The 25,909-nt window shown below is 51.6% G+C and carries 24 protein-coding genes and 3 pseudogenes; 15 read left to right on the top strand and 12 right to left on the bottom strand.

All coding sequences use genetic code 11. The features are described from left to right. Position 1: 1 nt before the first annotated feature. Positions 2-1,216 carry a DUF3748 domain-containing protein gene (locus FFT88_RS13065; RefSeq protein WP_205714160.1) on the bottom strand — a complete coding sequence of 405 codons (1,215 nt, stop codon included), beginning with the start codon at positions 1,214-1,216 and terminating at the stop codon, positions 2-4. 100 nt (positions 1,217-1,316) lie between these two features. Between FFT88_RS13065 and cbrA the strand changes: the two are divergent. Beyond that, a pseudogene (cbrA, locus tag FFT88_RS13060) lies at positions 1,317-2,417 on the top strand (colicin M resistance lipid reductase CbrA). Here the strand turns inward: cbrA and FFT88_RS13055 are convergent. The 5 genes and pseudogenes from FFT88_RS13055 to dgoR all read right to left on the bottom strand — a co-directional run bounded on the left by FFT88_RS13055 (position 2,378) and on the right by dgoR (position 5,819). Continuing rightward, positions 2,378-3,715 carry an MFS transporter gene (locus tag FFT88_RS13055; RefSeq protein ID WP_167851588.1) on the bottom strand — a complete coding sequence of 446 codons (1,338 nt, stop codon included), beginning with the start codon at positions 3,713-3,715 and terminating at the stop codon, positions 2,378-2,380. The pseudogene cbrA and the gene FFT88_RS13055 sit on opposite strands and share 40 nt — an antisense overlap. A 74-nt stretch (positions 3,716-3,789) precedes the next feature. Continuing rightward, positions 3,790-4,938, bottom strand: a complete 1,149-nt coding sequence (dgoD, locus tag FFT88_RS13050; protein ID WP_135403718.1) for a galactonate dehydratase — start codon at positions 4,936-4,938, stop codon at positions 3,790-3,792. After that, positions 4,935-5,006: pseudogene (locus tag FFT88_RS13045) on the bottom strand (2-dehydro-3-deoxy-6-phosphogalactonate aldolase); the annotation flags it as partial. The gene dgoD and the pseudogene FFT88_RS13045, both read right to left, overlap by 4 nt. Then, positions 5,000-5,101: pseudogene (locus tag FFT88_RS13040) on the bottom strand (2-oxo-3-deoxygalactonate kinase); the annotation flags it as partial. The pseudogenes FFT88_RS13040 and FFT88_RS13045, both read right to left, overlap by 7 nt. A 28-nt stretch (positions 5,102-5,129) precedes the next feature. After that, the gene (gene dgoR, locus FFT88_RS13035; RefSeq protein ID WP_000174297.1) at positions 5,130-5,819 is read right to left on the bottom strand and encodes a D-galactonate utilization transcriptional regulator DgoR; all 690 of its coding nucleotides are present in this window, start codon (positions 5,817-5,819) and stop codon (positions 5,130-5,132) included. A gap of 277 nt (positions 5,820-6,096) precedes the next feature. On the opposite strand from dgoR, the gene FFT88_RS13030 reads away from it, so the two are divergent. Then, positions 6,097-6,753: a hypothetical protein gene (locus tag FFT88_RS13030; RefSeq protein ID WP_135403719.1), complete on the top strand. Its 657-nt coding sequence runs from the start codon at positions 6,097-6,099 to the stop codon at positions 6,751-6,753. A gap of 43 nt (positions 6,754-6,796) precedes the next feature. Here the strand turns inward: FFT88_RS13030 and yidA are convergent, their stop codons facing one another. The 6 genes from yidA to dnaA all read right to left on the bottom strand — a co-directional run bounded on the left by yidA (position 6,797) and on the right by dnaA (position 14,383). Then, a complete protein-coding gene (gene yidA, locus FFT88_RS13025; protein ID WP_130215106.1) occupies positions 6,797-7,609 on the bottom strand; it encodes a sugar-phosphatase in 813 nt (270 codons plus the stop codon). Between the two features lie 114 nt (positions 7,610-7,723). Further along, on the bottom strand, positions 7,724-8,122 hold the full coding sequence (locus tag FFT88_RS13020; protein WP_205714159.1) for a YidB family protein: 399 nt from the start codon (positions 8,120-8,122) through the stop codon (positions 7,724-7,726). Positions 8,123-8,361: 239 nt separating this feature from the next. Then, positions 8,362-10,776, bottom strand: coding sequence for a DNA topoisomerase (ATP-hydrolyzing) subunit B (gene gyrB, locus FFT88_RS13015; protein WP_135403721.1), 2,415 nt, complete (start codon positions 10,774-10,776; stop codon positions 8,362-8,364). A 28-nt stretch (positions 10,777-10,804) separates the two neighbouring features. Beyond that, positions 10,805-11,878 (bottom strand): DNA replication/repair protein RecF, encoded by a 1,074-nt coding sequence (gene recF / locus FFT88_RS13010; RefSeq protein ID WP_000060112.1) that lies wholly within the window; start codon positions 11,876-11,878, stop codon positions 10,805-10,807. Then, positions 11,878-12,978 carry a DNA polymerase III subunit beta gene (gene dnaN / locus FFT88_RS13005; protein WP_000673464.1) on the bottom strand — a complete coding sequence of 367 codons (1,101 nt, stop codon included), beginning with the start codon at positions 12,976-12,978 and terminating at the stop codon, positions 11,878-11,880. Before dnaN ends, recF begins: the two co-directional genes overlap by 1 nt. 4 nt (positions 12,979-12,982) lie before the next feature. Next, positions 12,983-14,383 carry a chromosomal replication initiator protein DnaA gene (dnaA, locus tag FFT88_RS13000; protein ID WP_000059100.1) on the bottom strand — a complete coding sequence of 467 codons (1,401 nt, stop codon included), beginning with the start codon at positions 14,381-14,383 and terminating at the stop codon, positions 12,983-12,985. A gap of 296 nt (positions 14,384-14,679) precedes the next feature. On the opposite strand from dnaA, the gene FFT88_RS12995 reads away from it, so the two are divergent. The 13 genes from FFT88_RS12995 to yieF all read left to right on the top strand — a co-directional run bounded on the left by FFT88_RS12995 (position 14,680) and on the right by yieF (position 25,878). Further along, positions 14,680-14,751, top strand: a complete 72-nt coding sequence (locus FFT88_RS12995) for a hypothetical protein (RefSeq protein ID WP_123057980.1) — start codon at positions 14,680-14,682, stop codon at positions 14,749-14,751. A 238-nt stretch (positions 14,752-14,989) separates the two neighbouring features. Next, on the top strand, positions 14,990-15,130 hold the full coding sequence (rpmH, locus tag FFT88_RS12990) for a 50S ribosomal protein L34 (protein WP_000831330.1): 141 nt from the start codon (positions 14,990-14,992) through the stop codon (positions 15,128-15,130). Between the two features lie 16 nt (positions 15,131-15,146). Further along, entirely contained in the window at positions 15,147-15,506 is a 360-nt protein-coding gene (gene rnpA / locus FFT88_RS12985) for a ribonuclease P protein component (protein ID WP_000239730.1), read from the top strand. After that, entirely contained in the window at positions 15,470-15,727 is a 258-nt protein-coding gene (yidD, locus tag FFT88_RS12980) for a membrane protein insertion efficiency factor YidD (protein WP_001307474.1), read from the top strand. The genes rnpA and yidD overlap by 37 nt, the downstream gene beginning before the upstream one ends. A gap of 2 nt (positions 15,728-15,729) precedes the next feature. Next, a complete protein-coding gene (gene yidC / locus FFT88_RS12975) occupies positions 15,730-17,376 on the top strand; it encodes a membrane protein insertase YidC (RefSeq protein ID WP_064525945.1) in 1,647 nt (548 codons plus the stop codon). 105 nt (positions 17,377-17,481) lie between these two features. Beyond that, positions 17,482-18,846 carry a tRNA uridine-5-carboxymethylaminomethyl(34) synthesis GTPase MnmE gene (mnmE, locus tag FFT88_RS12970; RefSeq protein WP_135403722.1) on the top strand — a complete coding sequence of 455 codons (1,365 nt, stop codon included), beginning with the start codon at positions 17,482-17,484 and terminating at the stop codon, positions 18,844-18,846. Between the two features lie 243 nt (positions 18,847-19,089). Next, positions 19,090-19,164 (top strand): tryptophanase leader peptide, encoded by a 75-nt coding sequence (tnaC, locus tag FFT88_RS12965; protein ID WP_127447239.1) that lies wholly within the window; start codon positions 19,090-19,092, stop codon positions 19,162-19,164. 222 nt (positions 19,165-19,386) lie between these two features. Next, positions 19,387-20,802, top strand: coding sequence for a tryptophanase (tnaA, locus tag FFT88_RS12960; RefSeq protein ID WP_130206804.1), 1,416 nt, complete (start codon positions 19,387-19,389; stop codon positions 20,800-20,802). A 91-nt stretch (positions 20,803-20,893) separates the two neighbouring features. Next, complete coding sequence (gene tnaB / locus FFT88_RS12955; RefSeq protein ID WP_130215102.1) at positions 20,894-22,141, top strand: low affinity tryptophan permease TnaB; 1,248 nt, start codon at positions 20,894-20,896, stop codon at positions 22,139-22,141. Between the two features lie 134 nt (positions 22,142-22,275). After that, complete coding sequence (mdtL, locus tag FFT88_RS12950) at positions 22,276-23,451, top strand: multidrug efflux MFS transporter MdtL (RefSeq protein WP_135403723.1); 1,176 nt, start codon at positions 22,276-22,278, stop codon at positions 23,449-23,451. Then, positions 23,426-24,385: an HTH-type transcriptional regulator YidZ gene (gene yidZ / locus FFT88_RS12945; RefSeq protein ID WP_135403724.1), complete on the top strand. Its 960-nt coding sequence runs from the start codon at positions 23,426-23,428 to the stop codon at positions 24,383-24,385. The genes mdtL and yidZ overlap by 26 nt, the downstream gene beginning before the upstream one ends. 155 nt (positions 24,386-24,540) lie before the next feature. Beyond that, entirely contained in the window at positions 24,541-25,290 is a 750-nt protein-coding gene (locus FFT88_RS12940; RefSeq protein ID WP_130258394.1) for a 4'-phosphopantetheinyl transferase superfamily protein, read from the top strand. A 21-nt stretch (positions 25,291-25,311) separates the two neighbouring features. After that, complete coding sequence (gene yieF / locus FFT88_RS12935) at positions 25,312-25,878, top strand: class I chromate reductase YieF (protein WP_130215096.1); 567 nt, start codon at positions 25,312-25,314, stop codon at positions 25,876-25,878. Positions 25,879-25,909: the final 31 nt, after the last annotated feature.

Genomic DNA, 25,909 nt, shown 5'->3' with positions numbered 1-25,909 from the left:
TTTAGCGGCCAGTTTTGGTTATCCACAACTGGCCGGCTTCCATCCACGCCAGCCATTGACCATCCGGCGAGAAGACCACCGCGTCCGCCGAAGGTGGGTTGGCGTGATTTTCGGTTAAATACTCAACCGTACCGCTTTGCGCGTGTACGCAGGCAATACGGTTATCCAGCACAACGCCCAGCCATTCTCCCGATGGATGCCAGTTGAATGCTGACTGAATATCCGTTTTGTTATGGGTTAACTGGCGCGGTTCGCCGCCCTGTGGCGAGATAAGCCACAGTTGCACAATACCGTGATCATCACGCATTAAAAACGCGATTTGCGTTCCTTGCGGGTTACACCGCACCCAGTGGCGCGGGACGTTGACTAACCCCGGATAAGCCCGATGGTGGGTAAAGGTTAAACGTCGCTGCACGACGCCACGCGGTGGCGCGGGCAGAGTTGATTCCGTTCCGCTTAACGGCGCGTCGCCCGGCAATTTCCAGCCGTTTTCATCTTGCGGCAATTCAACAATATACAGCTCCGGCACTTTCTCGCCCTTTTGCGAAAGCGTATCGCCAATAAACGCCAGAGCGTGGTTTCCTACCCATCCTTCTTCATAAGCACGATTGATTTCATCGCTGCCCGGCTGCGGCGTGGGCGTTGTTTTACTCACCAGCACGCACCAGTGGCTACCGCTGTATTCACGTGGATGCTGCTTTTGCACATTGACCGGACCAAACGGCGCTGCCACCCCGACGTTTCGCAAATCCAGCGCTGGATCGCGTTCATGCAGCACGTGGTCGTTATAGGTAAAACTCACCCTTTCACCGTTCGGGCTAAAGACATGTACATGACTGCCACCGCGTAACGCCCCTGGAGTGTACGGAACGGTAATATCCATTGCATCGAGATTGCTCATCTTGCCGCCTTCAACAACCACGCCGCGACGGTGATGGAAATCGTAATACCATGTTTCATCAGGATTTTCAGGGCCGTGGATGAAGACATACTTTTCTGACTTCGGATGAACGGTCACCACGCCGACGTGCGCGCCCTGTGACGCGCGGTAGATAACCTCGACCTCGCCGGTATGGATATTCACACGCTCAATGGTCTCACCGGTAAACGACGCGCCAGAAGGACGCACGTCAAACACCAGCCACTGGCTGTCGGGCGTCCAGGTATTGGTATTGGTGAGCAGGTGATTACGGGGAGCAAAGGTTATCTGTTTCATGGCGCGGTCCTGATACAAAACGGTTCCCGCCATCATACTTCACAAGGACTTCACTTTCAGACATTAGTCTTTTGCCATCGTGATGAATGTGAGTGAAAAGATGGAACATTTTGACGTGGCGATTATTGGCCTCGGCCCGGCAGGGTCGGCGTTGGCGCGAAAGTTAGCAGGCAAAATGCAGGTGATCGCGCTGGATAAAAAGCACCAGCATGGGACTGAAGGTTTCAGCAAACCTTGTGGCGGTCTGCTGGCACCGGACGCGCAGCGTTCTTTTATTCGCGATGGACTGACGCTTCCTGTCGATGTGATCGCCAACCCGCAGATTTTCAGCGTCAAAACCGTCGACGTCGCCGCATCGCTCACGCGTAACTACCAGCGAAGCTATATCAATATTAATCGCCATGCTTTCGACTAGTGGATGAAATCGCTGATCCCCGCCAGCGTTGAGGTTTACCACGATAGCCTGTGCCGAAAAATCTGGCGTGAGGATGACAAATGGCATGTCATTTTTCGTGCAGACGGCTGGGAGCAGCATATTACTGCCCGCTATCTGGTCGGTGCCGATGGTGCCAACTCGATGGTGCGGCGACATCTCTACCCGGACCATCAAATTCGTAAATATGTCGCTATCCAGCAGTGGTTCGCAGAGAAACATCCGGTGCCGTTCTACTCCTGCATCTTTGATAATGAGATAACTGACTGTTATTCATGGAGTATCAGCAAAGACGGTTATTTTATCTTTGGCGGCGCCTATCCGATGAAAGATGGCCAGACGCGTTTCACAGCACTGAAAGAGAAAATGAGCGCCTTTCAGTTCCAGTTTGGTAAGGCGGTGAAAAGCGAAAAATGCACGGTGCTGTTTCCCTCGCGCTGGCAGGATTTTGTCTGCGGTAAGGACAATGCCTTTCTGATTGGTGAAGCGGCGGGATTTATCAGCGCCAGCTCGCTGGAGGGGATAAGCTATGCGCTGGATAGCGCAGAGATTCTGCGTTCGGTGTTACTGAAGCAGCCGGAGAAGAGCAACGCCGCCTACTGGCGCGCCACCCGCAAACTGCGTTTCAAACTCTTCGGCAAGATAGTAAAAAGCCGATGCCTGACCGCACCGGCTTTAAGAAAGTGGATTATGCGCAGTGGTGTCGCGCATATTCCACAGTTGAAAGATTATCCAACGCGCTTCACATCGCCCACCAGCAGGATGTAAGAGAGTGCGCCAATCAACGCGACGGCGGAGATATAAACCAGTGCAGGTGCGAAACCGTAACCCTGCGCCAGGTACCCCACCACCAGCGGAACGGTGATGCCGCCCAGACCACCGGCGAAGTTAAACACGCCGCCGGTTAAACCAATCAGGCGCATCGGTGCCAGAGAAGAAACCAGCGACCAGGTAATCGAAGCAAAACCGTTGCCAAAGAATGCCAGCGCCATCAGGCACATAATCATCATCGGATCGTTGGTGTAGTTAGCGCCCATAATGCAGGTGGAGATCAGCAAGCCGCAGATAATCGGCGTTTTACGCGCAAAGCCCAGTGAAAAGCCCTTACGTACCAGCAGATCCGCGACCCAGCCAGAGAGCAGGACGCCGACAAACGCCGCGAGGAATGGCACTGTGGTCATAAAGCCTGCTTTCAGCGCGGTGATCCCTTTTTCCTGGGTTAAATAGTTCGGGAACCAGGTTAAGAAGAACCACAGTGTAGAAGCCACCGCAAATTGCCCAAGATAGACGCCAATCAGTTTACGATGGAACACCAGTTTCCAGTCTTTGGCTGTTAACGGCTGACGCGCCTCTTTTTTCACCGGCGCATCGCCATCCACCAGACCGCCGCCATCACGAATGTAATCCAGTTCAGCTTTGCTGATGCCTTTGGTCAGGCGCGGCGGCTGATAAACCTTAAACCAAATCAGCGACCAGATAATGCCGATACCACCAGTGACAATGAACACCCAGTGCCAGCTCAACATTTCCTGAATCCAGATCAGCATCGGAGTCAGAAACGCCAGACCGACAAACTGACCAGACGTATAAAAACCAACGGCGGAAGCACGTTCATGTTCCGGGAACCAGCTGGTCACCATCCGGTTATTGGTCGGGAAAGCGGGCGCTTCGAAAATACCGGTTATCGCGCGCAGACCAATTAATGACATTAATCCCGTGGCAAAGCCCTGGAATAAAGTCGCCACTGACCAGCCAAATATCGCAATAAAATAAGTCACGCGAGAACCTACGCGATCTAAAAACCAACCGCCGGGGATCTGACATAGCGTATAAAGCCAGGCGAAGGCCGAAAATACATAGCCCATTTGCGCTTTGGTAATACCGAACTCTTCCTGAATATGGGCGGAAGCCACGGCCAGGTTAGCGCGGTCAACATAACAAATGACCACCGTAATAAAGATCATCACCAGCGTCAGATAACGCCGACGCCCCGGCTTTGCTGCATTAACGGGAATATCCATAGCGAGCTTTCTCCAGATTTTGGGCATAGCGAAGCCGCTCACCATGCCCTGTAATGTACAGAGGGTTATATTTTTGTATTGCTGTTTTAGTGCCCGATAAGGGGCTTACGTGGCAGGAATTACCACTCTGCTACGCTGTTATCTTCATGACGCCAGAGCGGATTACGCCAGTCCGGGGCATTTTTACTGAACTCAATAACTTTAGCTTCGTCGATTTCCACGCCTAAGCCCGGTTTCGTTAGCGGTTTAAAGAAGCCGCCGACCATGCTGAAGTCTTCTTTGTTTTTCACAAAGTCGAGTAACTCCGCGCCTTTGTTGTAATGAATGCCCATACTTTGTTCCTGAAGTACCGCGTTATAGGAAACAAAGTCGATATGCAGGCAAGCCGCCAGTGCAATCGGTCCGAGCGGACAGTGCGGCGCAAGGGTCACATCATAGGCTTCTGCCATTGCGGCAATTTTGTAGCATTCGGTAATACCGCCTGCGTGGGAGAGATCCGGTTGCAGAATCGAAATACCGCCTGCCTCCAGCACACGTTTAAAATCGAAGCGTGAGAACATGCGTTCACCCGCCGCCAGTAGAATATGCGTTTGTGCCGCCAGTTTCGGGTAGTATTCGGCTTGTTCCGCCAGCACCGGCTCTTCAATAAACAGCGGGCGGTACGGTTCCAGTTCTTTAATCAGCACTTTCGCCATCGGCGCGCTGACGCGACCGTGGAAATCAAGACCAAACTCAATCTGATTGCCAAAAGCTTCACGAATTTGTGCCACGGTGTTGACTGCCGCATCTACCGCGCGGGAGTTATCAATTAGCCCCAGTTCTTCACAACCGTTCAGTTTGAAGGTATCGAAGCCGATTTCGCGCAGGGTTTTAATGCCGTCGATAACATCCGCCGGACGATCACCGCCGACCCAACTGTAGGCTTTAATTTTGTCGCGAACCAGGCCGCCCATCAGTTGCCAGACCGGCGCATTCAGCACTTTGCCTTTGATATCCCATAACGCCTGGTCGATCCCGGCGATGGCGCTCATCAGGATTGGACCGCCACGATAAAATCCGGCGCGATACATCACTTGCCATAAGTCGTTGATGCGCGATGGATCCTGACCAATCAAATAGTCACCCAGCTCGTGAACTGCCGCTTCAACCGTGCGCGCGCGGCCTTCAATCACTGGCTCGCCCCAACCGACCACGCCTTCATCGGTTTCAATTTTCAGGAACATCCAACGGGGAGGTAAACGATACGTGGTAATTTTGGTGATTTTCATTGCACTGCCTCTCGATACGCCTTAACAAATGCTGCTGTCTGCTACGTGGTACGTTCTACGGATTGCCCGGTGCCTGCGCGCCGTGCAATTGGGTTTCTTCACCACGCATGTCATTGTGGTTATCGTCATGAGAGAGGCACACGCTGGGGATTATAGAGATATTCCCCAGTCAATTGCGATGTAGCACACTGTCATGTGATTTCCTTTAACCTTCGTGTCGAGCTGGCGATCATGGTAAGCGCCGCCTGCTCTGCCGCATCGCCGTCCTGATGCCGTATCGCATCGAACAACGCCTTATGTTCCTGGAGCGTTTGCGGCATGTTGGCCTCATCGCCCATCCAGGTTCGTTCAAAAACCGCCCGCTGCAGCGAACTGATCGCGATGCTAAGTTGCTGTAATACCGGGTTATGCACCGATTGCAGTACCGCCTCGTGATAGCGAATATCCGCTTCGTTAAACGCCTCTCGATCCTGATTGTTGGCAATCATCTCGTTCAGCGCGGACTCAATCTGCGCCAGATCGCTGGAGGTCGCGCGCTCCGCCGCCCAGCGGGCAATCGCAGGTTCCACCAGATTTCGTACTTCGCTCATTGCACTGATAAGCCGTGGATCGTAGTCGTTTTCCAGCACCCATTGCAGTACGTCAGTGTCGAGGTAATTCCACTGGTTACGCGCTGCCACAAACGCGCCGCGATAACGTTTCATTTCAATCAGCCGCTTCGCCATCAGTGAACGGAACACTTCACGGATGATGTTGCGCGAGGTTGCAAACTCCTCACAGAGTTCCGCCTCGGCCGGAAGCGGCGAGCCTGGCACGTATTTGCCGTGAACGATCTGTTTACCCAGCGTAATGACGATGCGATCGGTTTTATTGAGAGTCATGGAGAGTCCTTGTGCTCTGTATGTTCTTCCCTACTTTACCCCGATCGATGCATAACGCGGCAACTTTGTAGTACCAGCGTGATGACATTCGCGTTTGCCGTGCGCGTAATGTAGTACAAATTTATATTGTTGTACTACAATTTAGATCACAAAAAGAACAATGCATAAAAAATGACATGCGCCGGGCAGAAATCTGAAAAGGGATGTCGGGCGCTAATCAGGAGGGAAATAAGAGTATGCTTTCAACGGCTTAGCACTCTTGTTTAAAGGATTAATCATGAAATTGAATTTTAAAGGATTTTTTAAGGCTGCCGGTTTGTGTTCTTTGGCATTCGCGTTGACCGGATGTCTAACCGCAGGACTGGTTTTTAATACCGCAAGCCGTCCACATGCCCAGCAATGGCGGTCAGACACGATTACGGGTTTATCACTGGCAGAGGATAGTAACGGTTCGAAAGGCTATGTTTTTGTTGGCGAATCGCTGGACTACCTGCTGACCACGGGTGGCGGTGATGTGGTTAAAATGCTGAACGATCCGGCAATTCATGGCGAAAGAATCACCGTCCATGATAATGCGAAATTTATTTTAAGCAGCAGTAATAAGAAATTCTCTGGTGCTATTACGCTCTATTACGACTGGAACAACGAAGAAGATAAGGCACTGGCAACACAATATGGTTTTATTTGTGATACCCGGCGTTGTACTTGGGCACTTGACGGCTTGAAAGGCTCTATCCACCAGAAAAATAAAAAAGCGGATTACTCAAACGTGATGGTTTTCCATCAACCCTTTACGGTGGGATTTTATGAGTACAAAGCAACAGATGGCGTCCCGCGCGGCCTCGTTAATGCGCTGCTACCAGTCACTCTTACGCTGGATATAGTAACGTCACCACTCCAGTTCCTGATTTTATGCACGACCAGAAATTGTTAATCGCTGCGGGCAAACGCATTCATGCTGTTTGCCCGTCCACTGATTAATTCAGCACATACTTTTCAATAGCAAATGCCACGCCATCTTCAAGGTTGGATTTGGTGACAAAGTTCGCCACTTCTTTCACCGAAGGAATAGCGTTATCCATTGCCACACCAACACCTGCATATTCAATCATTGCGATGTCGTTTTCCTGATCGCCAATCGCCATAATTTCTTCCGGTTTAATGCCCAACACGTCGGCCAATGATTTCACACCAGTGCCTTTGTTAACGCGTTTATCGAGGATTTCGAGGAAGTACGGCGCACTTTTCAGCACGGTGTATTTCTCTTTCACTTCCTGTGGAATGCGCGCGATGGCCTGGTCGAGGATGGCGGGTTCATCAATCATCATCACTTTCAGGAGCTGTATATTGGGGTCCATTCTTTCCGCTTCGCAGAATACCAGCGGAATGGTAGCCACAAACGACTCATGCACCGTGTAATAGCTGATATCACGGTTAGCGGTGTACAGCGTGGTGCGGTCCAGCGCGTGGAAATGGGAACCGACTTCGCGAGAGAGTTTTTCCAGGAAACGGTAGTCGTCATAGCTCAGAGCGGTTTGCGCCACGGTGCTGCCATCAGCAGCCTTCTGTACCAGCGCGCCGTTGTAAGTAATGCAGTAGTCGCCTGGCTGTTCCATGTGCAGTTCTTTCAGGTAGTTGTGAACGCCTGCATAAGGGCGACCCGTCGTTAGCACGACATTCACGCCACGGGCGCGCGCTGCGGCAATCGCATTTTTAACGGCGGGTGAAATGGTGTGATCGGGCAGCAGAAGGGTGCCATCCATATCGATAGCAATGAGTTTGATAGCCATGAGTTCCCCAGGTAGATTGTTTCCTGACCCATGCTAACGCGATTGCGCTCAAAAATCAGTACAACACCCGAGGGAAAAGGGGGATGCAACGCGCGTTGCGTGTCCCCCTTTTGCTTAGCTGAAAAGTTTTCCTTTTAGCAACTCCATGCCTGCGGAAAGCAAATCGTTATTGGCTTGCGGCGAAACTTCGCCCTGCGGCGATAGAGCATCAATAATCTTCGGCAATTGTTCCGCCAGCATGTTGGAAGCAGCACTGGTATCAACACCGAGTTTTTGTCCAAGATCGGACACCGCATTTGTGCCGAGCGCCGACTCCAGTTGTTCTCCGCTCACCGGTTGATTACTTTGTTGGTTACTCAACCAGGATGTGAGAATGGCACCTAAGCCGCCACTTTGCAGTTTTTCCAGCAGCACCTGAATGCCGCCCTGCTCCTCAACCCAACTTAAAATCGCCTGATATTTCCCCGCATCGCCTTTCAGAAAGGCACCGACAACTTCATCAAAAAGCCCCATGATAATCACCTGTAAAGCGTTACGTGTTGACTCAAAAAGTATAGTTCTGCGGGATGATAATTGCGGATTGCAGAAATAAAAAGGGCGGAGATAATCTCCGCCCTTTTCTTAAAGCTTCTTGCCGGATGTGGCGTTAACGCCTTCTCCAGCCTACAAAATCATGAAAATTCAATACATTGCATGAGTCTTGTAGGCCTGATAAGCGTAGCGCATCAGGCACGCTCGCATTGTTAACGCCATTAAATATCGATATTCGCCGCTTTCAGGGCGTTCTCTTCGATAAATGCACGACGCGGTTCAACGGCGTCGCCCATCAGCGTGGTGAACAGCTGGTCGGCGGCAATCGCATCTTTAACGGTAACGCGCAGCATACGACGGCTTTCCGGGTCCATCGTGGTTTCCCACAACTGTTCCGGGTTCATCTCGCCCAGACCTTTATAACGCTGGATGGAAAGACCACGACGGGACTCTTTCACCAGCCAGTCCAGCGCCTGCTCGAAGCTGGCTACCGGCTGACGACGCTCGCCACGTTCGATAAACGCATCTTCTTCCAGCAAGCCACGCAGTTTCTCGCCCAGAGTGCAGATACGACGATATTCGCCACCGGTGATGAACTCGTGATCCAGCGGGTAGTCAGTATCCACGCCGTGGGTACGCACGCGAACAATCGGCTCGAACAGGTTTTTCTCGGCATTGGTGTGGACATCAAACTTCCACTGGCTGCCGTGCTGCTCTTTGTCGTTCAGTTCGCTGACCAGCGCGTTCACCCAGCGGGTAACGGTCTGCTCGTTGGAAAGGTCGGCTTCCGTCAGCGTTGGCTGATAGATAAGCTCTTTCAGCATTGCTTTCGGATAACGACGCTCCATACGCACGATCATTTTCTGCGCCGCATTGTACTCAGACACCAGTTTTTCTAACGCTTCGCCCGCTAAAGCGGGTGCGCTGGCGTTGGTATGTAAGGAAGCACCATCCAGTGCGATGGAGATTTGGTACTGATCCATCGCTTCATCGTCTTTAATGTACTGTTCCTGCTTACCTTTCTTCACTTTGTACAGCGGCGGCTGGGCAATGTAAACGTGGCCGCGTTCGATGATTTCCGGCATCTGACGATAGAAGAAGGTCAACAGCAGCGTACGAATGTGCGAACCGTCGACGTCCGCATCGGTCATGATGATGATGCTGTGATAACGCAGTTTGTCCGGGTTGTACTCGTCACGACCAATCCCGCAGCCAAGCGCGGTGATCAGCGTCGCCACTTCCTGGGAAGCCAGCATCTTATCGAAGCGGGCTTTCTCGACGTTGAGGATTTTACCTTTCAACGGCAGAATCGCCTGGTTCTTGCGGTTACGCCCCTGTTTTGCAGAGCCGCCCGCAGAGTCCCCTTCCACAAGGTACAATTCGGAGAGCGCCGGATCGCGTTCCTGACAGTCCGCCAGTTTGCCCGGCAGGCCTGCTAAGTCCAGCGCACCTTTACGACGGGTCATTTCACGAGCGCGACGCGCAGCTTCACGGGCGCGGGCAGCATCGATAATTTTGCCAACCACGATTTTCGCGTCGGTCGGATTTTCCAGCAGGTATTCTGCCAGCAGTTCGTTCATCTGCTGTTCAACCGCCGATTTCACCTCAGAAGAAACCAGTTTGTCTTTGGTCTGGGAGGAGAATTTCGGGTCCGGCACTTTCACGGAGACAACGGCAATCAGGCCTTCACGCGCATCATCGCCAGTGGCGCTGACTTTCGCTTTTTTGCTGTAGCCTTCTTTGTCCATGTAGGCGTTCAGGGTACGGGTCATCGCCGCACGGAAGCCTGCCAGGTGAGTACCGCCGTCACGCTGCGGAATGTTGTTGGTAAAGCAGTAGATGTTTTCCTGGAAGCCATCGTTCCACTGCAGCGCCACTTCAACGCCGATACCGTCTTTTTCGGTGGAGAAGTAGAAGATATTCGGGTGGATCGGCGTTTTGTTCTTGTTCAGATACTCAACGAACGCCTTGATACCGCCTTCATAGTGGAAGTGGTCTTCTTTACCATCACGCTTGTCTTTCAGACGAATGGAGACGCCGGAGTTGAGGAACGACAACTCACGCAGACGTTTCGCCAGAATTTCATATTCGAACTCGGTCACATTGGTGAAGGTTTCGAGGCTGGGCCAGAAACGCACCATCGTGCCGGTTTTATCGGTGTCGCCGGTAACCGCCAGCGGAGCCTGTGGTACACCGTGTTCGTAGATCTGACGGTGAATTTTACCCTCGCGCTGGATAACCAGCTCCAGTTTTTGCGACAGGGCGTTTACTACCGAAACACCAACGCCGTGCAGACCGCCGGACACTTTATAGGAGTTATCGTCAAATTTACCGCCTGCGTGCAGGACGGTCATGATCACTTCCGCCGCCGATACGCCCTCTTCCGGGTGAATACCGGTCGGAATACCGCGCCCGTCGTCCTGTACAGAGACAGAGTTATCGGCGTGAATGGTGACGATAATTTCTTTACAGTGACCCGCGAGCGCTTCGTCGATAGCGTTATCTACCACCTCGAATACCATGTGGTGCAGACCGGTGCCGTCATCCGTGTCGCCGATATACATACCCGGGCGCTTACGCACCGCATCCAGCCCTTTCAGGACTTTGATACTGGAGGAGTCATAAGAATTCGACATCAACGTTTCTCGCTCATTTATACTTGGGTTAATCCGTTATTTTACCCTTTTCCACGGTAAACATCTTCGAATTTTCGTCCGACATGTCTATAACGTGTTCAGCACTGATCGCGCTGACAAAGACCTGTGATTGCGTCGCTTTTAAGCGGCTGGCAAGCAACCCGCGACGCTCATCATCAAGCTCAGAGGCAAAATCATCTATCAGGTAGAGACACCGCCGCCCGCTTTCACGGGTGAGGAACTCTCCTTGCGCCAGACGTAAGGCGCACATCAGCAGTTTAAGCTGCCCACGCGATAAGGTATCTTCCACCGGCGCACCGTCGGCGCGAATGCGTAAGTCCGCTTTATGCGGGCCGTGCGCGGTGTAGGTTAGCTGGCGATCGCGTTCAAAATTACGTTCCAGCACCTCAGCATATTCTGTCTCTTTCTCCCAGCCGCGCTGGAAAGAGAAAGTCAGAGAAAACTCAGGGAGAAATTGCTTACAGGTATCAGCCATATCGGCCGCGATACCGGCGCTATACTCCGCGCGCCAGGTGCTGATTTGCTCCGCCAGCGGGATCAGTTCTTTATCCCACGGACGTAGCTGTTCGTAACGTGTCACCTGGCGCAGCGCCGCATTGCGCTGTTTGAGCAATCGCTTGAGATTGCTCCAGGCGGTGAAAAATCCAGGTTCGTTGTGAAAGCATCCCCAGTCGAGGAATGCTCTTCTGTATTTGGGGCCGCCGTTGAGTAAAGTAAACCCTTCTGGCGTTATCAGTTGCATCGGCATCAGATGCGCCAGCTCCGCGACTTTATGCCCGTCAGTACCGTCGATGCGGACTTTGCTGTCGCCCTGTTTGTCTTTGGTTAAGCCAATCGCCGTCTCGCGCTCTTCGCCCTGTAATCGCCCATGGAGAACAAACGCCTCCTGCTCATGGCGAATGACGCGACCAATCTGCAAACTGCGAAACGCCCGACCGTGGCCGAGCGTATAGATGGCTTCCAGCACGCTGGTTTTGCCGCTGCCGTTGGCACCTACCAGAAAGTTAAAGCCGGGAGATAAAGCGAGATCCGCGGTTTCGATATTGCGGAAATCGCGGATCAACAAGCGGGTGAGGGACATTACAGTCTCATTGGCATGACAACATAGGCAGCCGACTGTGATGCGGCATCTTCAATCTGCACGCTGGAAACCGAATCGGTCAGCATCATGCGCACGTTTTCGCATTTCAGCGCGTTCAGGACATCCAGCACATAGCTGACGTTGAAGCCGATTTCCATCTCCGCACCGCTATAGGTAACGTCGAGGATCTCTTCCGCTTCTTCCTGTTCCGGGTTATTGGCGGTGATTTTCAGCTGGTTTTCGCTGACATACAGACGCACACCGCGGAATTTCTCGTTAGAGAGAATTGCCGCACGGGCAAACGCCTGCTTGAGAAGATCGCAGCCTGCTTCCAGATGTTTGTCTGGGTTTTTCGGCAGAACGCGACGGTAATCCGGGAAGCGACCATCCACCAGTTTCGAGGTGAAGATAAAGTCGCCAACGTGAGCGCGAATATTGTTGCTGCCAATCTGCACGCGCAGCGGATTGTCGCCGCCGTCGAGCATACGCATCAGTTCAATCACGCCTTTACGCGGCACGATCACCGAATGGCTTGGCAAAGATTGACCAATTGGCATTGAACAGACCGCCAGACGGTGGCCGTCGGTCGCCACGGTGCGCAGTTCTTCACCTTCGGTTTCAAACAGCATACCGTTTAAGTAATAACGAACGTCCTGATGCGCCATAGAAAACTGAGTCGCTTCAATCAGACGCTTCATCGTCGCCTGTGGCAGGGTAAATTCGACTTCGCTCTGCCAGTCATCGAGGTTCGGGAAATCTGCCGCTGGCAGGGTAGACAGCGAAAAACGGCTGCGCCCGGAGCGCACCAGCATCCGCTCACCTTCCAGCTGCACGGCAATTTCCGCGCCTTCAGGCAGACCACGGCAGATATCAAAGAATTTGCGCGCCGGAACGGTCGTCGCCCCTGGTTCGTGCGGCTGAACCAGCGCAACGCGTGCCACCATTTCCATCTCGAGATCAGTACCGGTCAGCGACAACGTACCGTCAGCAACCTGTAACAGCAGATTACCGAGAATCGGTAGCGTAGGACGACCACCTAACGGACCGCTCACCTGTTGTAGCGGTTTTAATAAATGCTCACGTTCTACGGTAAATTTCATAGGTTTACGATGACAATGTTCTGATTAAATTAGAGAAATCTTCTTTGATATCGTGGCTCTCTTCACGCAATTGCTCGATCTTACGGCAGGCATGAAGCACCGTCGTGTGGTCACGACCACCAAACGCATCGCCAATCTCCGGCAGACTGTGGTTAGTCAGTTCTTTCGCCAGCGCCATCGCCATCTGACGTGGACGTGCTACCGAGCGGGATCGACGTTTGGAAAGGAGATCCGCGACTTTGATCTTGTAGTACTCTGCCACCGTCTTCTGAATATTGTCGATAGTGACCAGTTTTTCCTGCAAAGCCAGTAAGTCGCGCAGCGCCTCACGTACGAAGTCAATCGTGATCGCCCGTCCGGTAAAGTTGGCGTTAGCAATGACGCGGTTCAGCGCCCCTTCCAGCTCACGTACGTTAGATCGTAGACGCTTGGCGATAAAGAACGCCACTTCGCCCGGCAAACGAATGTCGTTTTCGTCGGCCTTTTTCATCAGGATCGCCACGCGGGTTTCCAGCTCTGGCGGTTCGATCGCCACAGTCAGCCCCCAGCCGAAGCGAGATTTCAAACGATCCTCAACACCGTTGATCTCTTTCGGATAGCGATCCGACGTGAGGATGATCTGCTGATTACCTTCCAGCAGGGCGTTAAAGGTATGGAAAAACTCTTCCTGGGATCGTTCTTTATTGGCGAAAAACTGAATATCGTCGATCAGCAGCGCATCAACGGAACGGTAGTAGCGTTTAAACTCTTCGATCGCATTGTTTTGCAGGGCTTTTACCATGTCCTGAACAAAGCGTTCGGAGTGCATATAAACCACTTTGGCATTCGGCTTGCGCGCCATAATGCCATTACCCACCGCATGCAGCAGGTGAGTTTTACCCAGCCCCGTGCCGCCATAAAGGAACAGCGGGTTATAGGCGCCGCCCGGGTTGTCTGCCACCTGGCGAGCCGCCGCGCGCGCCAGTTGGTTAGATTTACCTTCGACGAAGTTATCAAACGTATGTTTAACGTTGACGTTGGAACGATAGGTCGGTTCTGCCGGAGCCGGAACGTTATCCCAGCCTGAGCGCGTAGAAGGCGCAGCACGTTGCGGCTGCACCTGCGCTGCCTGAGCGGGTGCAACTGTATTGCTGGCAGGGACTTTCAGCGTTTGTGTCACGGGCTTTGTGCCCACTTCAAAACGCAGCTGTGGGGCATCCGCTCCACAGAAACTGGTTAGCAGTCCATTGATATTATTGAGGTACTTGTCCCTTACCCAATCGAGGACAAAACGGTTTGGCGCGTACAAGGCCAGCGTGTTATCGCTCAGTTCCGCCTGCAATGGGCGTATCCACATACTGAATTCTGTGGCTGGTAACTCATCCTGCAATCGGGCAAGACACTGCTGCCAAAGCGAAAGTGACACGGCGGACTCCACTCGAACAAAAGTCGATTATGACTAAGGCTGAAACATTCATGATTGTTGACGCACGTCGAAAAGACCCTGCATGAGGGTGACGCACGAACCGCTGTCTGCGGTTATATGCCCGATCAAGATCCTGCAAAACGATCGGGACCGCGGATCATAGCCTAAACTGCGCAAGAGATCTTCTGTTTCTCACAGATTTTCCCGATTTATCCACAGGGCTTTCCAGAACTCGCTAAGTGTAAACGATCCTGCCGCAAGGCGGGCACGATTTACGCCGCATATTGGAAAATTTAATGACCTTAGACAAAATTAGGCTTAATCGATCTAATAAAGATCCTGGACGATCCTTGCGCTTTACCCGGTAGCCCGTATAATCCTCGCCCCGGCGCGCCATGCTGGTTTTCACTGGTGTGAGACCGTACATTTTCCCAGCGAAAAGGTGCGGAAAAGCGCGGTAAATAAGGAAAGAGAATTGACTCCGGAGTGTACAATTATTACAATCCGGCCTCTTTAATCACCCATGGCTTCGGTGTCCATCGTTTCATTTTTCGGCGGATATCCAATAAAGCCATTGAATTTATTCAAGTTTAGGTAGAAATCGCCATGAAACGCACTTTTCAACCGTCTGTACTGAAGCGCAACCGTTCTCACGGCTTCCGTGCTCGTATGGCTACTAAAAATGGTCGTCAGGTTCTGGCACGTCGTCGTGCTAAAGGCCGCGCTCGTCTGACCGTTTCTAAGTAATATAGCTAACCCCTGCGTGGTTAAGCTCGCATTTCCCAGGGAGTTACGTTTGTTAACTCCCAGTCAATTCACATTCGTCTTCCAGCAGCCACAACGGGCTGGCACGCCGCAAATTACCATTCTCGGCCGCCTGAATTCGCTGGGGCATCCCCGTATCGGTCTTACTGTCGCCAAGAAAAACGTTCGACGCGCGCATGAACGCAATCGGATTAAACGTCTGACGCGTGAAAGCTTCCGTCTGCGCCAACATGAACTCCCGGCTATGGATTTCGTGGTGGTGGCGAAAAAAGGGGTTGCCGACCTCGATAACCGTGCTCTCTCGGAAGCGTTGGAAAAATTATGGCGCCGCCACTGTCGCCTGGCTCGCGGGTCCTGATAGCCCTCATTCGGGTCTATCAACGCCTGATTAGTCCGCTACTCGGGCCGCATTGTCGTTTCACTCCAACCTGTTCAAGCTACGGAATTGAGGCATTGCGCAGGTTTGGAGTGATAAAAGGCAGTTGGTTGACGGTGAAACGCGTATTAAAATGCCACCCTTTACACCCTGGTGGTGACGATCCCGTCCCGCCCGGACCATTTGATACCAGAGAACACTAACGATGGATTCGCAACGCAATCTTTTAGTCATCGCTTTGCTGTTCGTGTCTTTCATGATCTGGCAAGCCTGGGAGCAGGATAAAAACCCGCAACCTCAGGCCCAACAGACCACGCAGACAACGACCACCGCAGCGGGTAGCGCCGCCGACCAGGGCGTACCGGCCAGTGGCCAGGGGAAACTGATTTCGGTTAAGACCGACGTGCTTGATCTGACCATCAACACCCGTGGTGGTGATGTTGAACAGGCTCTGCTCCCGGCTTACCCGAAAGAGCTGAACTCTACCCAGCCGTTCCAGCTGCTGGAAACTTCACCGCAGTTTATTTATCAGGCACAGAGCGGTCTGACCGGTCGTGATGGCCCGGATAACCCGGCTAACGGCCCGCGTCCGCTGTATAACGTTGAAAAAGACGCTTATGTGCTGGCTGAAGGTCAAAACGAACTGCAGGTGCCGATGACGTATACCGACGCGGCAGGCAACACGTTTACCAAAACGTTTGTCCTGAAACGTGGTGATTACGCTGTCAACGTCAACTACAACGTGCAGAACGCTGGCGAAAAACCGCTGGAGATCTCCACCTTTGGTCAGTTGAAGCAATCCATCAATCTGCCACCGCATCTCGATACTGGAAGCAGCAACTTCGCACTGCATACCTTCCGTGGCGCGGCGTACTCCACGCCTGACGAGAAGTACGAGAAATACAAGTTCGATACCATTGCCGATAACGAAAACCTGAACATCTCTTCGAAAGGTGGTTGGGTGGCGATGCTGCAACAGTATTTCGCGACTGCGTGGATCCCACATAACGATGGCACCAACAACTTCTACACCGCTAATCTGGGTAACGGCATCGCCGCTATCGGCTATAAATCTCAGCCGGTACTGGTTCAGCCAGGTCAGACTGGCGCGATGAACAGCACCCTGTGGGTCGGCCCTGAAATTCAGGACAAAATGGCAGCTGTTGCTCCGCACCTGGATCTGACCGTTGATTACGGTTGGTTGTGGTTCATCTCTCAGCCGCTGTTCAAACTGCTGAAATGGATCCATAGCTTTGTGGGTAACTGGGGCTTCTCCATTATCATCATCACCTTTATCGTTCGTGGCATCATGTACCCGCTGACCAAAGCGCAGTACACCTCCATGGCGAAGATGCGTATGCTGCAGCCGAAGATTCAGGCTATGCGTGAGCGTCTGGGCGATGACAAACAGCGTATCAGCCAGGAAATGATGGCGCTGTACAAAGCTGAGAAGGTTAACCCGCTGGGCGGCTGCTTCCCGCTGATTATCCAGATGCCAATCTTCCTGGCGTTGTACTACATGCTGATGGGTTCCGTTGAACTGCGTCAGGCGCCGTTTGCACTGTGGATCCACGACCTGTCTGCACAGGACCCGTACTACATCCTGCCGATCCTGATGGGCGTAACGATGTTCTTCATTCAGAAGATGTCGCCGACCACTGTGACCGACCCGATGCAGCAGAAGATCATGACCTTTATGCCGGTCATCTTCACCGTGTTCTTCCTGTGGTTCCCGTCAGGTCTGGTGCTGTACTATATCGTCAGCAACCTGGTTACCATTATTCAGCAGCAGCTGATTTACCGTGGTCTGGAAAAACGTGGCCTGCATAGCCGCGAGAAGAAAAAATCCTGATTCGGTGAGTTTTCGCTAAAATAAGGGCGGTCAGTTGACCGCCTTTTTTCTTTTCGTAGGGCGGATAAGCACCGCGCATCCGCCACACAAAGCAACAGGAACATCATGAGCGATAATGACACTATCGTAGCCCAGGCCACGCCTCCGGGACGTGGCGGCGTTGGCATCCTGCGCATCTCCGGCCTCAAAGCCCGTGAGGTTGCCGAAACCATGCTGGGTAAACTGCCTAAGCCACGCTACGCCGATTATCTTCCGTTTAAAGACGCCGACGGCAGCGTGCTCGATCAGGGGATTGCGCTATGGTTCCCTGGCCCGAACTCGTTCACCGGCGAAGATGTGCTGGAACTGCAGGGTCATGGCGGTCCGGTGATCCTCGACCTGCTGTTAAAACGTATTCTGACCATTCCCGGCCTGCGGATTGCCCGACCGGGTGAGTTTTCCGAACGCGCGTTTCTTAACGATAAACTCGACTTAGCCCAGGCAGAAGCGATTGCCGATCTGATCGACGCCAGTTCGGAACAGGCAGCCCGTTCGGCGCTTAATTCGCTGCAAGGCGCGTTCTCCGCACGGGTTAACCATCTGGTAGAAGCCCTCACCCACTTGCGCATTTACGTCGAAGCGGCGATTGATTTCCCCGATGAAGAGATCGATTTCCTCTCCGACGGCAAAATTGAAGCCCAGCTCAATGACGTAATTGCCGATCTTGACGCGGTACGCGCCGAAGCTCGTCAGGGCAGCCTGTTGCGCGAAGGGATGAAAGTGGTGATTGCCGGGCGTCCTAACGCCGGTAAATCGAGCCTGCTGAACGCGCTGGCTGGGCGTGAAGCGGCGATCGTAACTGATATCGCCGGAACCACGCGTGACGTGCTGCGTGAGCATATCCACATTGACGGAATGCCGCTGCATATCATCGACACCGCCGGGCTACGTGAAGCCAGTGACGAAGTTGAACGTATTGGTATCGAGCGTGCGTGGCAGGAAATTGAACAGGCCGACCGCGTGCTGTTTATGGTCGATGGCACCACGACAGATGCCGTTGATCCGGCAGAGATCTGGCCGGAATTTATCGCCCGTCTGCCTGCGAAACTACCGATCACCGTCGTGCGCAATAAAGCCGATATCACCGGCGAAACGCTGGGAATGAGCGAAGTGAACGGTCACGCGTTGATTCGTCTCTCGGCAAGAACTGGTGAAGGTGTGGACGTGCTGCGTAACCATCTCAAACAGAGCATGGGCTTTGACACCAACATGGAAGGCGGCTTCCTGGCGCGCCGTCGTCACCTACAGGCGCTGGAACAGGCGGCGGAGCATTTGCAGCAAGGTAAAGCACAGCTGTTGGGCGCATGGGCGGGCGAATTGCTGGCGGAAGAGCTGCGCCTGGCGCAGCAGAACTTGAGCGAGATTACCGGAGAGTTTACCTCTGACGACCTACTGGGGCGGATTTTCTCCAGCTTCTGTATCGGTAAGTAACCGCACTTACGAAGCCGCATCTGGTAATCAGGATGCGGCTTTGTTTTCCTGTTTGCATACTTTTTATTAATCAATTCATCTTATAAACATTAAAATTTTAATGCAGCATATTTTTCTGAAAAAAAACATTTAATAATGCATCTCGAACGATTGTGATTCGATTCACATTTAATAAACTTAGGAATAGATATAAAAATCTTAATGTAATAGTGTAGCAACATGTCTTTCGAGGATAAGTGCATTATGAATATCTTACATATATGTGTGACCTCAAAGTGGTTCAATATTGACAACAGGATTGTCGATCACCGCCCTTAATTTGCCCTTCTGTAGCCATCACCAGAGTCAAACCAATTAGATTCAATGTGATCTATTAGTTTGCCATGCCTTAATTTTACCTTTTAGACAAGCCATTATTGCTTTATCTATTTGCTCGTCTAAATAAATGTACTCGTATACATAAATATGGTGAATTAATGGTTATTGCAGACGCAATATTCACAGGGATCACTGTAATTAAAATAAATGAAGGATTATGCAATGGAAAACTTTAAACATCTCCCTGAACCGTTCCGCATTCGTGTTATTGAGCCAGTAAAACGTACGACTCGCGCTTACCGTGAAGAAGCGATTATTAAATCTGGTATGAACCCGTTCCTGCTGGATAGCGAAGATGTGTTTATCGATTTACTGACCGACAGCGGCACTGGGGCGGTAACTCAAAGTATGCAGGCAGCGATGATGCGCGGCGACGAAGCCTACAGTGGCAGCCGCAGCTACTATGCGTTAGCCGAATCAGTAAAAAATATCTTTGGTTATCAATACACTATTCCGACCCACCAGGGCCGTGGCGCAGAGCAAATCTATATTCCGGTACTGATTAAAAAACGCGAGCAGGAAAAAGGTCTGGATCGCAGCAAAATGGTGGCGTTCTCTAACTATTTCTTCGATACCACTCAGGGCCATAGCCAGATTAACGGCTGTACCGTGCGTAACGTCTATATCAAAGAAGCCTTCGATACTGGCGTACGTTACGACTTTAAAGGCAACTTTGACCTCGAAGGATTAGAACGCGGTATTGAAGAAGTTGGCCCGAATAACGTGCCGTATATCGTTGCGACCATTACCAGCAACTCCGCAGGTGGCCAGCCGGTTTCACTGGCAAATATGAAAGCGATGTACAGCATTGCGAAGAAATACGATATTCCGGTAGTGATGGACTCCGCGCGCTTTGCCGAAAACGCCTATTTCATCAAACAGCGTGAAGCGGAATATAAAGACTGGACTATCGAGCAGATCACTCGCGAAACCTATAAATATGCCGATATGCTGGCGATGTCCGCCAAGAAAGATGCGATGGTGCCGATGGGCGGCCTGCTGTGCGTGAAAGACGACAGCTTCTTCGATGTCTACACCGAATGCAGAACGCTGTGCGTAGTGCAGGAAGGCTTCCCGACTTATGGTGGTCTGGAAGGCGGTGCGATGGAGCGTCTGGCGGTGGGTCTGTATGACGGCATGAACCATGACTGGCTGGCTTATCGTATTGCGCAGGTGCAGTATCTGGTCGATGGTCTGGAAGAGATTGGCGTAGTATGCCAGCAGGCGGGCGGTCATGCTGCGTTCGTTGATGCCGGTAAACTGTTGCCACATATCCCGGCAGATCAATTCCCGGCACAGGCACTGGCTTGCGAATTGTATAAAGTTGCCGGTATCCGTGCGGTAGAAATTGGTTCCTTCCTGTTAGGTCGCGATCCGAAAACCGGTAAACAACTGCCTTGCCCGGCAGAACTGCTGCGTTTAACCATTCCACGCGCAACATATACCCAAACACATATGGACTTCATTATTGAAGCCTTCAAACATGTGAAAGAGAACGCGACAAATATTAAAGGATTAACCTTTACCTACGAACCAAAAGTATTGCGTCACTTCACCGCAAAACTGAAAGAAGTTTAATTAACACTACAGAGTGGCTATAAGGATGTTAGCCACTCTATTTCCCCTACACCCTCAATAACAAAAATAGCCTTCCTCTAAAGGTGGCATCATGACTGATCAATCAGAAAAAAAGCACTCTGCATTTTGGGGTGTTATGGTTATAGCCGGTACAGTAATTGGCGGTGGGATGTTTGCTTTACCAGTTGACCTTGCCGGTGCCTGGTTTTTTTGGGGCGCTTTTATTCTTATTATCGCCTGGTTTTCAATGTTACATTCAGGCCTATTATTATTAGAAGCGAACTTAAATTATCCCGTCGGCTCCAGTTTTAACACCATCACCAAAGATTTAATTGGCAACACCTGGAACATTATTAGCGGTATTACCGTTGCCTTCGTTCTCTATATTCTTACTTATGCTTATATCTCTGCTAACGGCGCAATCATTAGCGAAACGATATCGATGAATTTGGGCTATCACGCTAATCCACGCATTGTCGGGATCTGTACGGCCATTTTCGTTGCCAGCGTATTGTGGATAAGCTCTTTAGCCGCCAGTCGTATTACCTCGTTGTTCCTCGGGCTGAAGATTATCTCCTTTGTGATCGTGTTTGGTTCTTTCTTCTTCCAGGTCGATTATTCCATTCTGCGCGATTCCACCAGCACGACTGCGGGGACGTCTTACTTCCCGTATATCTTTATGGCTTTGCCGGTGTGTCTGGCGTCATTTGGTTTCCACGGCAATATTCCCAGTCTGATTATTTGCTATGGCAAAAAGAAAGATAAACTAATCAAAAGCGTAGTTTTCGGCTCGCTGCTGGCACTGGTGATTTATCTCTTCTGGCTTTATTGCACGATGGGGAATATCTCGCGAGAAAGTTTTAAAGCGATTATCTCCTCGGGCGGCAACGTTGATTCACTGGTAAAAACGTTCCTCGGCACCAAACAGCATGGCATTATCGAATTTTGCCTGCTGGTGTTCTCCAACTTAGCTGTCGCCAGTTCGTTCTTTGGCGTCACGCTTGGGCTGTTCGATTACCTGGCGGATCTGTTTAAGATTGATAACTCCCACGGCGGACGTTTCAAAACCGTGCTGTTAACCTTCCTGCCACCCGCTTTGTTGTATCTCGTCTTCCCGAATGGCTTTATTTACGGGATTGGCGGTGCCGGACTGTGCGCCACCATCTGGGCGGTCATTATCCCCGCGGTGCTGGCAATCAAAGCTCGCAAGAAGTTTCCCAATCAGATATTTACGGTCTGGGGCGGCAATCTTATTCCGGCGATTGTCATTCTCTTTGGTATCACCGTGATTTTGTGCTGGTTCGGCAACGTATTTAACGTGTTACCTAAATTTGGCTAAGCCCTTAAAGAAGCCAGCGGTCATTCGCTGGCTTCTTGCCTGAAAGGAAATCTCTTTTGTCCAAATGGCAACTCGCCTGATTCTCCTTCACCACGTATGCTTTGCGTCACCTTCCCGTCAGGACGCTTTATCCCATGTCCCGCTTTTTAATTTGTAGTTTTGCTCTGGTTTTACTCTATCCCGCAGGTATTGATATGTACCTGGTCGGCTTACCGCGCATCGCCGCCGATCTCAATGCCAGCGAAGCGCAGTTGCATATTGCGTTCTCCGTTTACCTTGCGGGGATGGCAGCAGCAATGTTATTTGCCGGGAAAGTGGCCGACCGTTCAGGGAGAAAACCTGTCGCCATCCCCGGCGCGGCGCTATTTATTATCGCCTCTGTGCTCTGTTCACTGGCTGAAACCAGCGCGTTATTTCTTGCAGGACGCTTTCTGCAGGGACTCGGCGCGGGCTGTTGTTACGTGGTGGCATTCGCGATTTTACGCGACACGCTGGACGATCGACGTCGGGCAAAAGTGCTGTCATTACTCAACGGCATTACTTGCATCATTCCGGTGTTAGCGCCAGTGCTTGGCCACCTGATTATGCTTAAGTTCCCGTGGCAGAGCCTGTTCTGGGTAATGGCGCTGATGGGTGTCGCGGTACTCGTGTTGTCATTGTTTATTTTAAAAGAAACCCGCCCTGCGGCACCTGCCGCTTCGGGCAAAACACGAGAAAATACCGAGTCTTTGCTTAACCGCTTTTTCCTCAGCCGAGTGCTTATCACCACCCTCAGCGTCTCAGTCATCCTTACCTTCGTGAATACGTCGCCAGTATTGATGATGGAAATCATGGGCTTTGCGCGCGGAGAATACGCCACCATTATGGCGTTGACCGCAGGTGTTAGCATGACCGTATCATTCTCCACGCCATTTGCGTTGGGGATTTTTAAGCCACGTACGTTGATGATCACCTCGCAGGTGTTATTTCTGGCGGCGGGAATCATTCTTGCGTTTTCGCCTTCCCATGCAGTTTCGCTGTTTGGCATCACGTTGATTTGCGCTGGTTTTTCAGTGGGATTCGGCGTGGCAATGAGTCAGGCGTTAGGGCCGTTTTCATTACGCGCGGGCGTAGCCAGTTCGACATTAGGCATTGCACAGGTTTGCGGTTCATCACTGTGGATTTGGCTAGCGGCGGTAGTCGGCGTAGGCGCATGGAATATGCTGATCGGGATTCTGATTGCCTGTAGCATAGTGAGCCTGTTGCTGATTATGCTCGTCGCGCCTGGACGCCCCGTTACCGCTCATGAAGAAATCCATCACCACACTTGATCTGAATTTGCTGTTCTGCCTGCAACTGCTGATGCAGGAGCGCAGCGTGACCAAAACGGCGAAGCGGATGAACGTGACGCCTTCGGCGGTGAGCAAATCTCTGGCAAAGCTTCGGATATGGTTTGATGACCTGCTCTTTGTGAACTCACCGCTGGGCCTGACGCCAACGCCGCTGATGGTCAGCATGGAGCAAAATCTGGCGGAGTGGATGCAAATGAGCAATCTGCTGCTGGATAAACCGCACCACCAAACGCCACGTGGTCTGAAGTTTGAGCTGGCAGCAGAATCGCCGCTGATGATGATTATGTTTAATGCGCTGTCGAAACATATTTACCAGCGTTACCCACAGGCGACGATTAAACTGCGCAACTGGGATTATGACTCGTTGGATGCAATTATTCGTGGCGAAGTGGATATCGGTTTTACCGGACGAGAAAGCCACCCACGCTCGCGAGAACAGCTTAGTCTTCTGCCGTTGTCTATTGATTATGACGTATTATTTACAGACTTACCGTGCGTCTGGTTGCGCAAAGATCATCCGGCGCTGCGTGAAGAATGGGATCTGGATACTTTTGTACGTTATCCACATATCAGCATTTGCTGGGAACAGAGCGATACCTGGGCGCTGGACAATGTGTTGCAGGAATCAGGACGCGAACGCACGATTGCCATGAGTCTGCCGGAATTCGAGCAGTCACTGTTTATGGCGGCGCAGCCCGACAATCTGCTACTGGCGACCGCACCGCGCTACTGTCAGTACTACAACCAACTCCACCAGCTTCCACTGGTTGCACTCCCTCTCCCGTTTGACGAAATCCAGCAAAAAAAGCTGGAAGTGCCGTTTACTCTGCTGTGGCACAAACGGAACAGCCATAACCCGAAGATCGTCTGGTTACGGGAAACCATTAAAAATCTTTACGCCTCGATGACATAATTAAATCGTATAAAACGCGACCATATTTCGCGATAAAATGTAAAAAACATGTAATAAATTTGTCTGAATCGAACTTTTCGCCGCTTTAGTCTGTCCATAATTTCAGTAAATGATTACTCTGTATTCATAATGGACCATTAAGCATGGAGCGAAAAATGGCGACTCACTTTGCCCGAGGGATTTTAACGGAAGGACACCTGATATCTGTTCGTCTACCCTCCCAGTGTCATCAAGAAGCCCTAAATCTTCCCCCTCATCGTCAAAGTCGTTTCCTGGCGTCCAGAGGTTTACTCGCAGAACTGATGTTCTTGCTGTACGGCATTAGTGAATTGCCGGAAATCGTCACCCAGGCTAAAGGAAAGCCGGTTTTCCACGATAGAAATTTACCATCATTTTCAATAGCCTATGCCGGAAACATGGTCGGAGTGGCGTTAACAACTGAAGGTGAATGTGGCCTCGATATGGAACTACAGCGCGCGACTCGTGGGTTTCATAGCCCTCACGCGCCCGATAACCATGCTTTTTCCAGCAATGAATCACTATGGATCAGTAAGCAAAACGATCCTAACGAAGCGCGAGCACAGCTCATCACGCTGCGCCGAAGCGTGCTAAAACTTACCGGTGATGTTTTGAATGACGACCCGCGAAATCTGCAGTTGATGCCCATTGCGGGACGCCTGAAATGTGCCCATGTAAATCATGTAGAAGCGATATGCGACGCAGAGGAAGTGCTGGTATGGTCCGTGGCGGTCAGCCCAGCGATTGAAAAGCTCAATGTCTGGGAGTTTGATGGCAAGCAAGGCTGGAAAAGCCTGCCGGATATTCACAGCCGCGCCAATAATCCTACCAGCCGGATGATGCGTTTTGCCCAGCTCTCTACCGTGAAGTCATTTTTGCCAAATTGATAGACAACCACAGGAGTCATCATGTCTGAAAAATTGAAGGTGGTTACGTTATTGGGAAGCCTGCGCAAAGGTTCATTTAATGGCATGGTTGCACGTACCCTGCCGAAAATTGCCCCAGCGGGTATGGAAGTTAACGCGTTGCCATCTATTGCTGACATTCCCTTATATGACGCAGACGTACAGCAGGAAGACGGTTTTCCAGCAACGGTTGAAGCTCTGGCGGAACAGATTCGTCAGGCGGATGGTGTGGTGATCGTGACGCCGGAATATAACTACTCGGTGCCGGGTGGACTGAAAAATGCCATCGACTGGCTTTCCCGCCTGCCCGATCAGCCATTGGCCGGTAAACCGGTGTTGATTCAGACCAGCTCAATGGGCGTAATTGGCGGCGCACGCTGTCAGTATCATCTGCGCCAGATTCTGGTCTTCCTGGATGCAATGGTAATGAACAAACCAGAGTTTATGGGCGGCGTGATTCAGAACAAAGTCGATCCACAGACTGGAGAAGTGATTGATCCGGGAACGCTGGACCACCTGACCGGGCAGTTGACCGCATTTGGCGAGTTTATTCAACGCGTTAAGATCTAAATAAAAAACCCGCCAGCAATCATGCATGGCG

Origin of the sequence: Escherichia sp. E4930, assembly GCF_005845405.1 — a bacterium.
In the GTDB taxonomy this organism is placed as follows: domain Bacteria; phylum Pseudomonadota; class Gammaproteobacteria; order Enterobacterales; family Enterobacteriaceae; genus Escherichia.
This window is presented reverse-complemented; position numbering and strand designations above follow the sequence as displayed.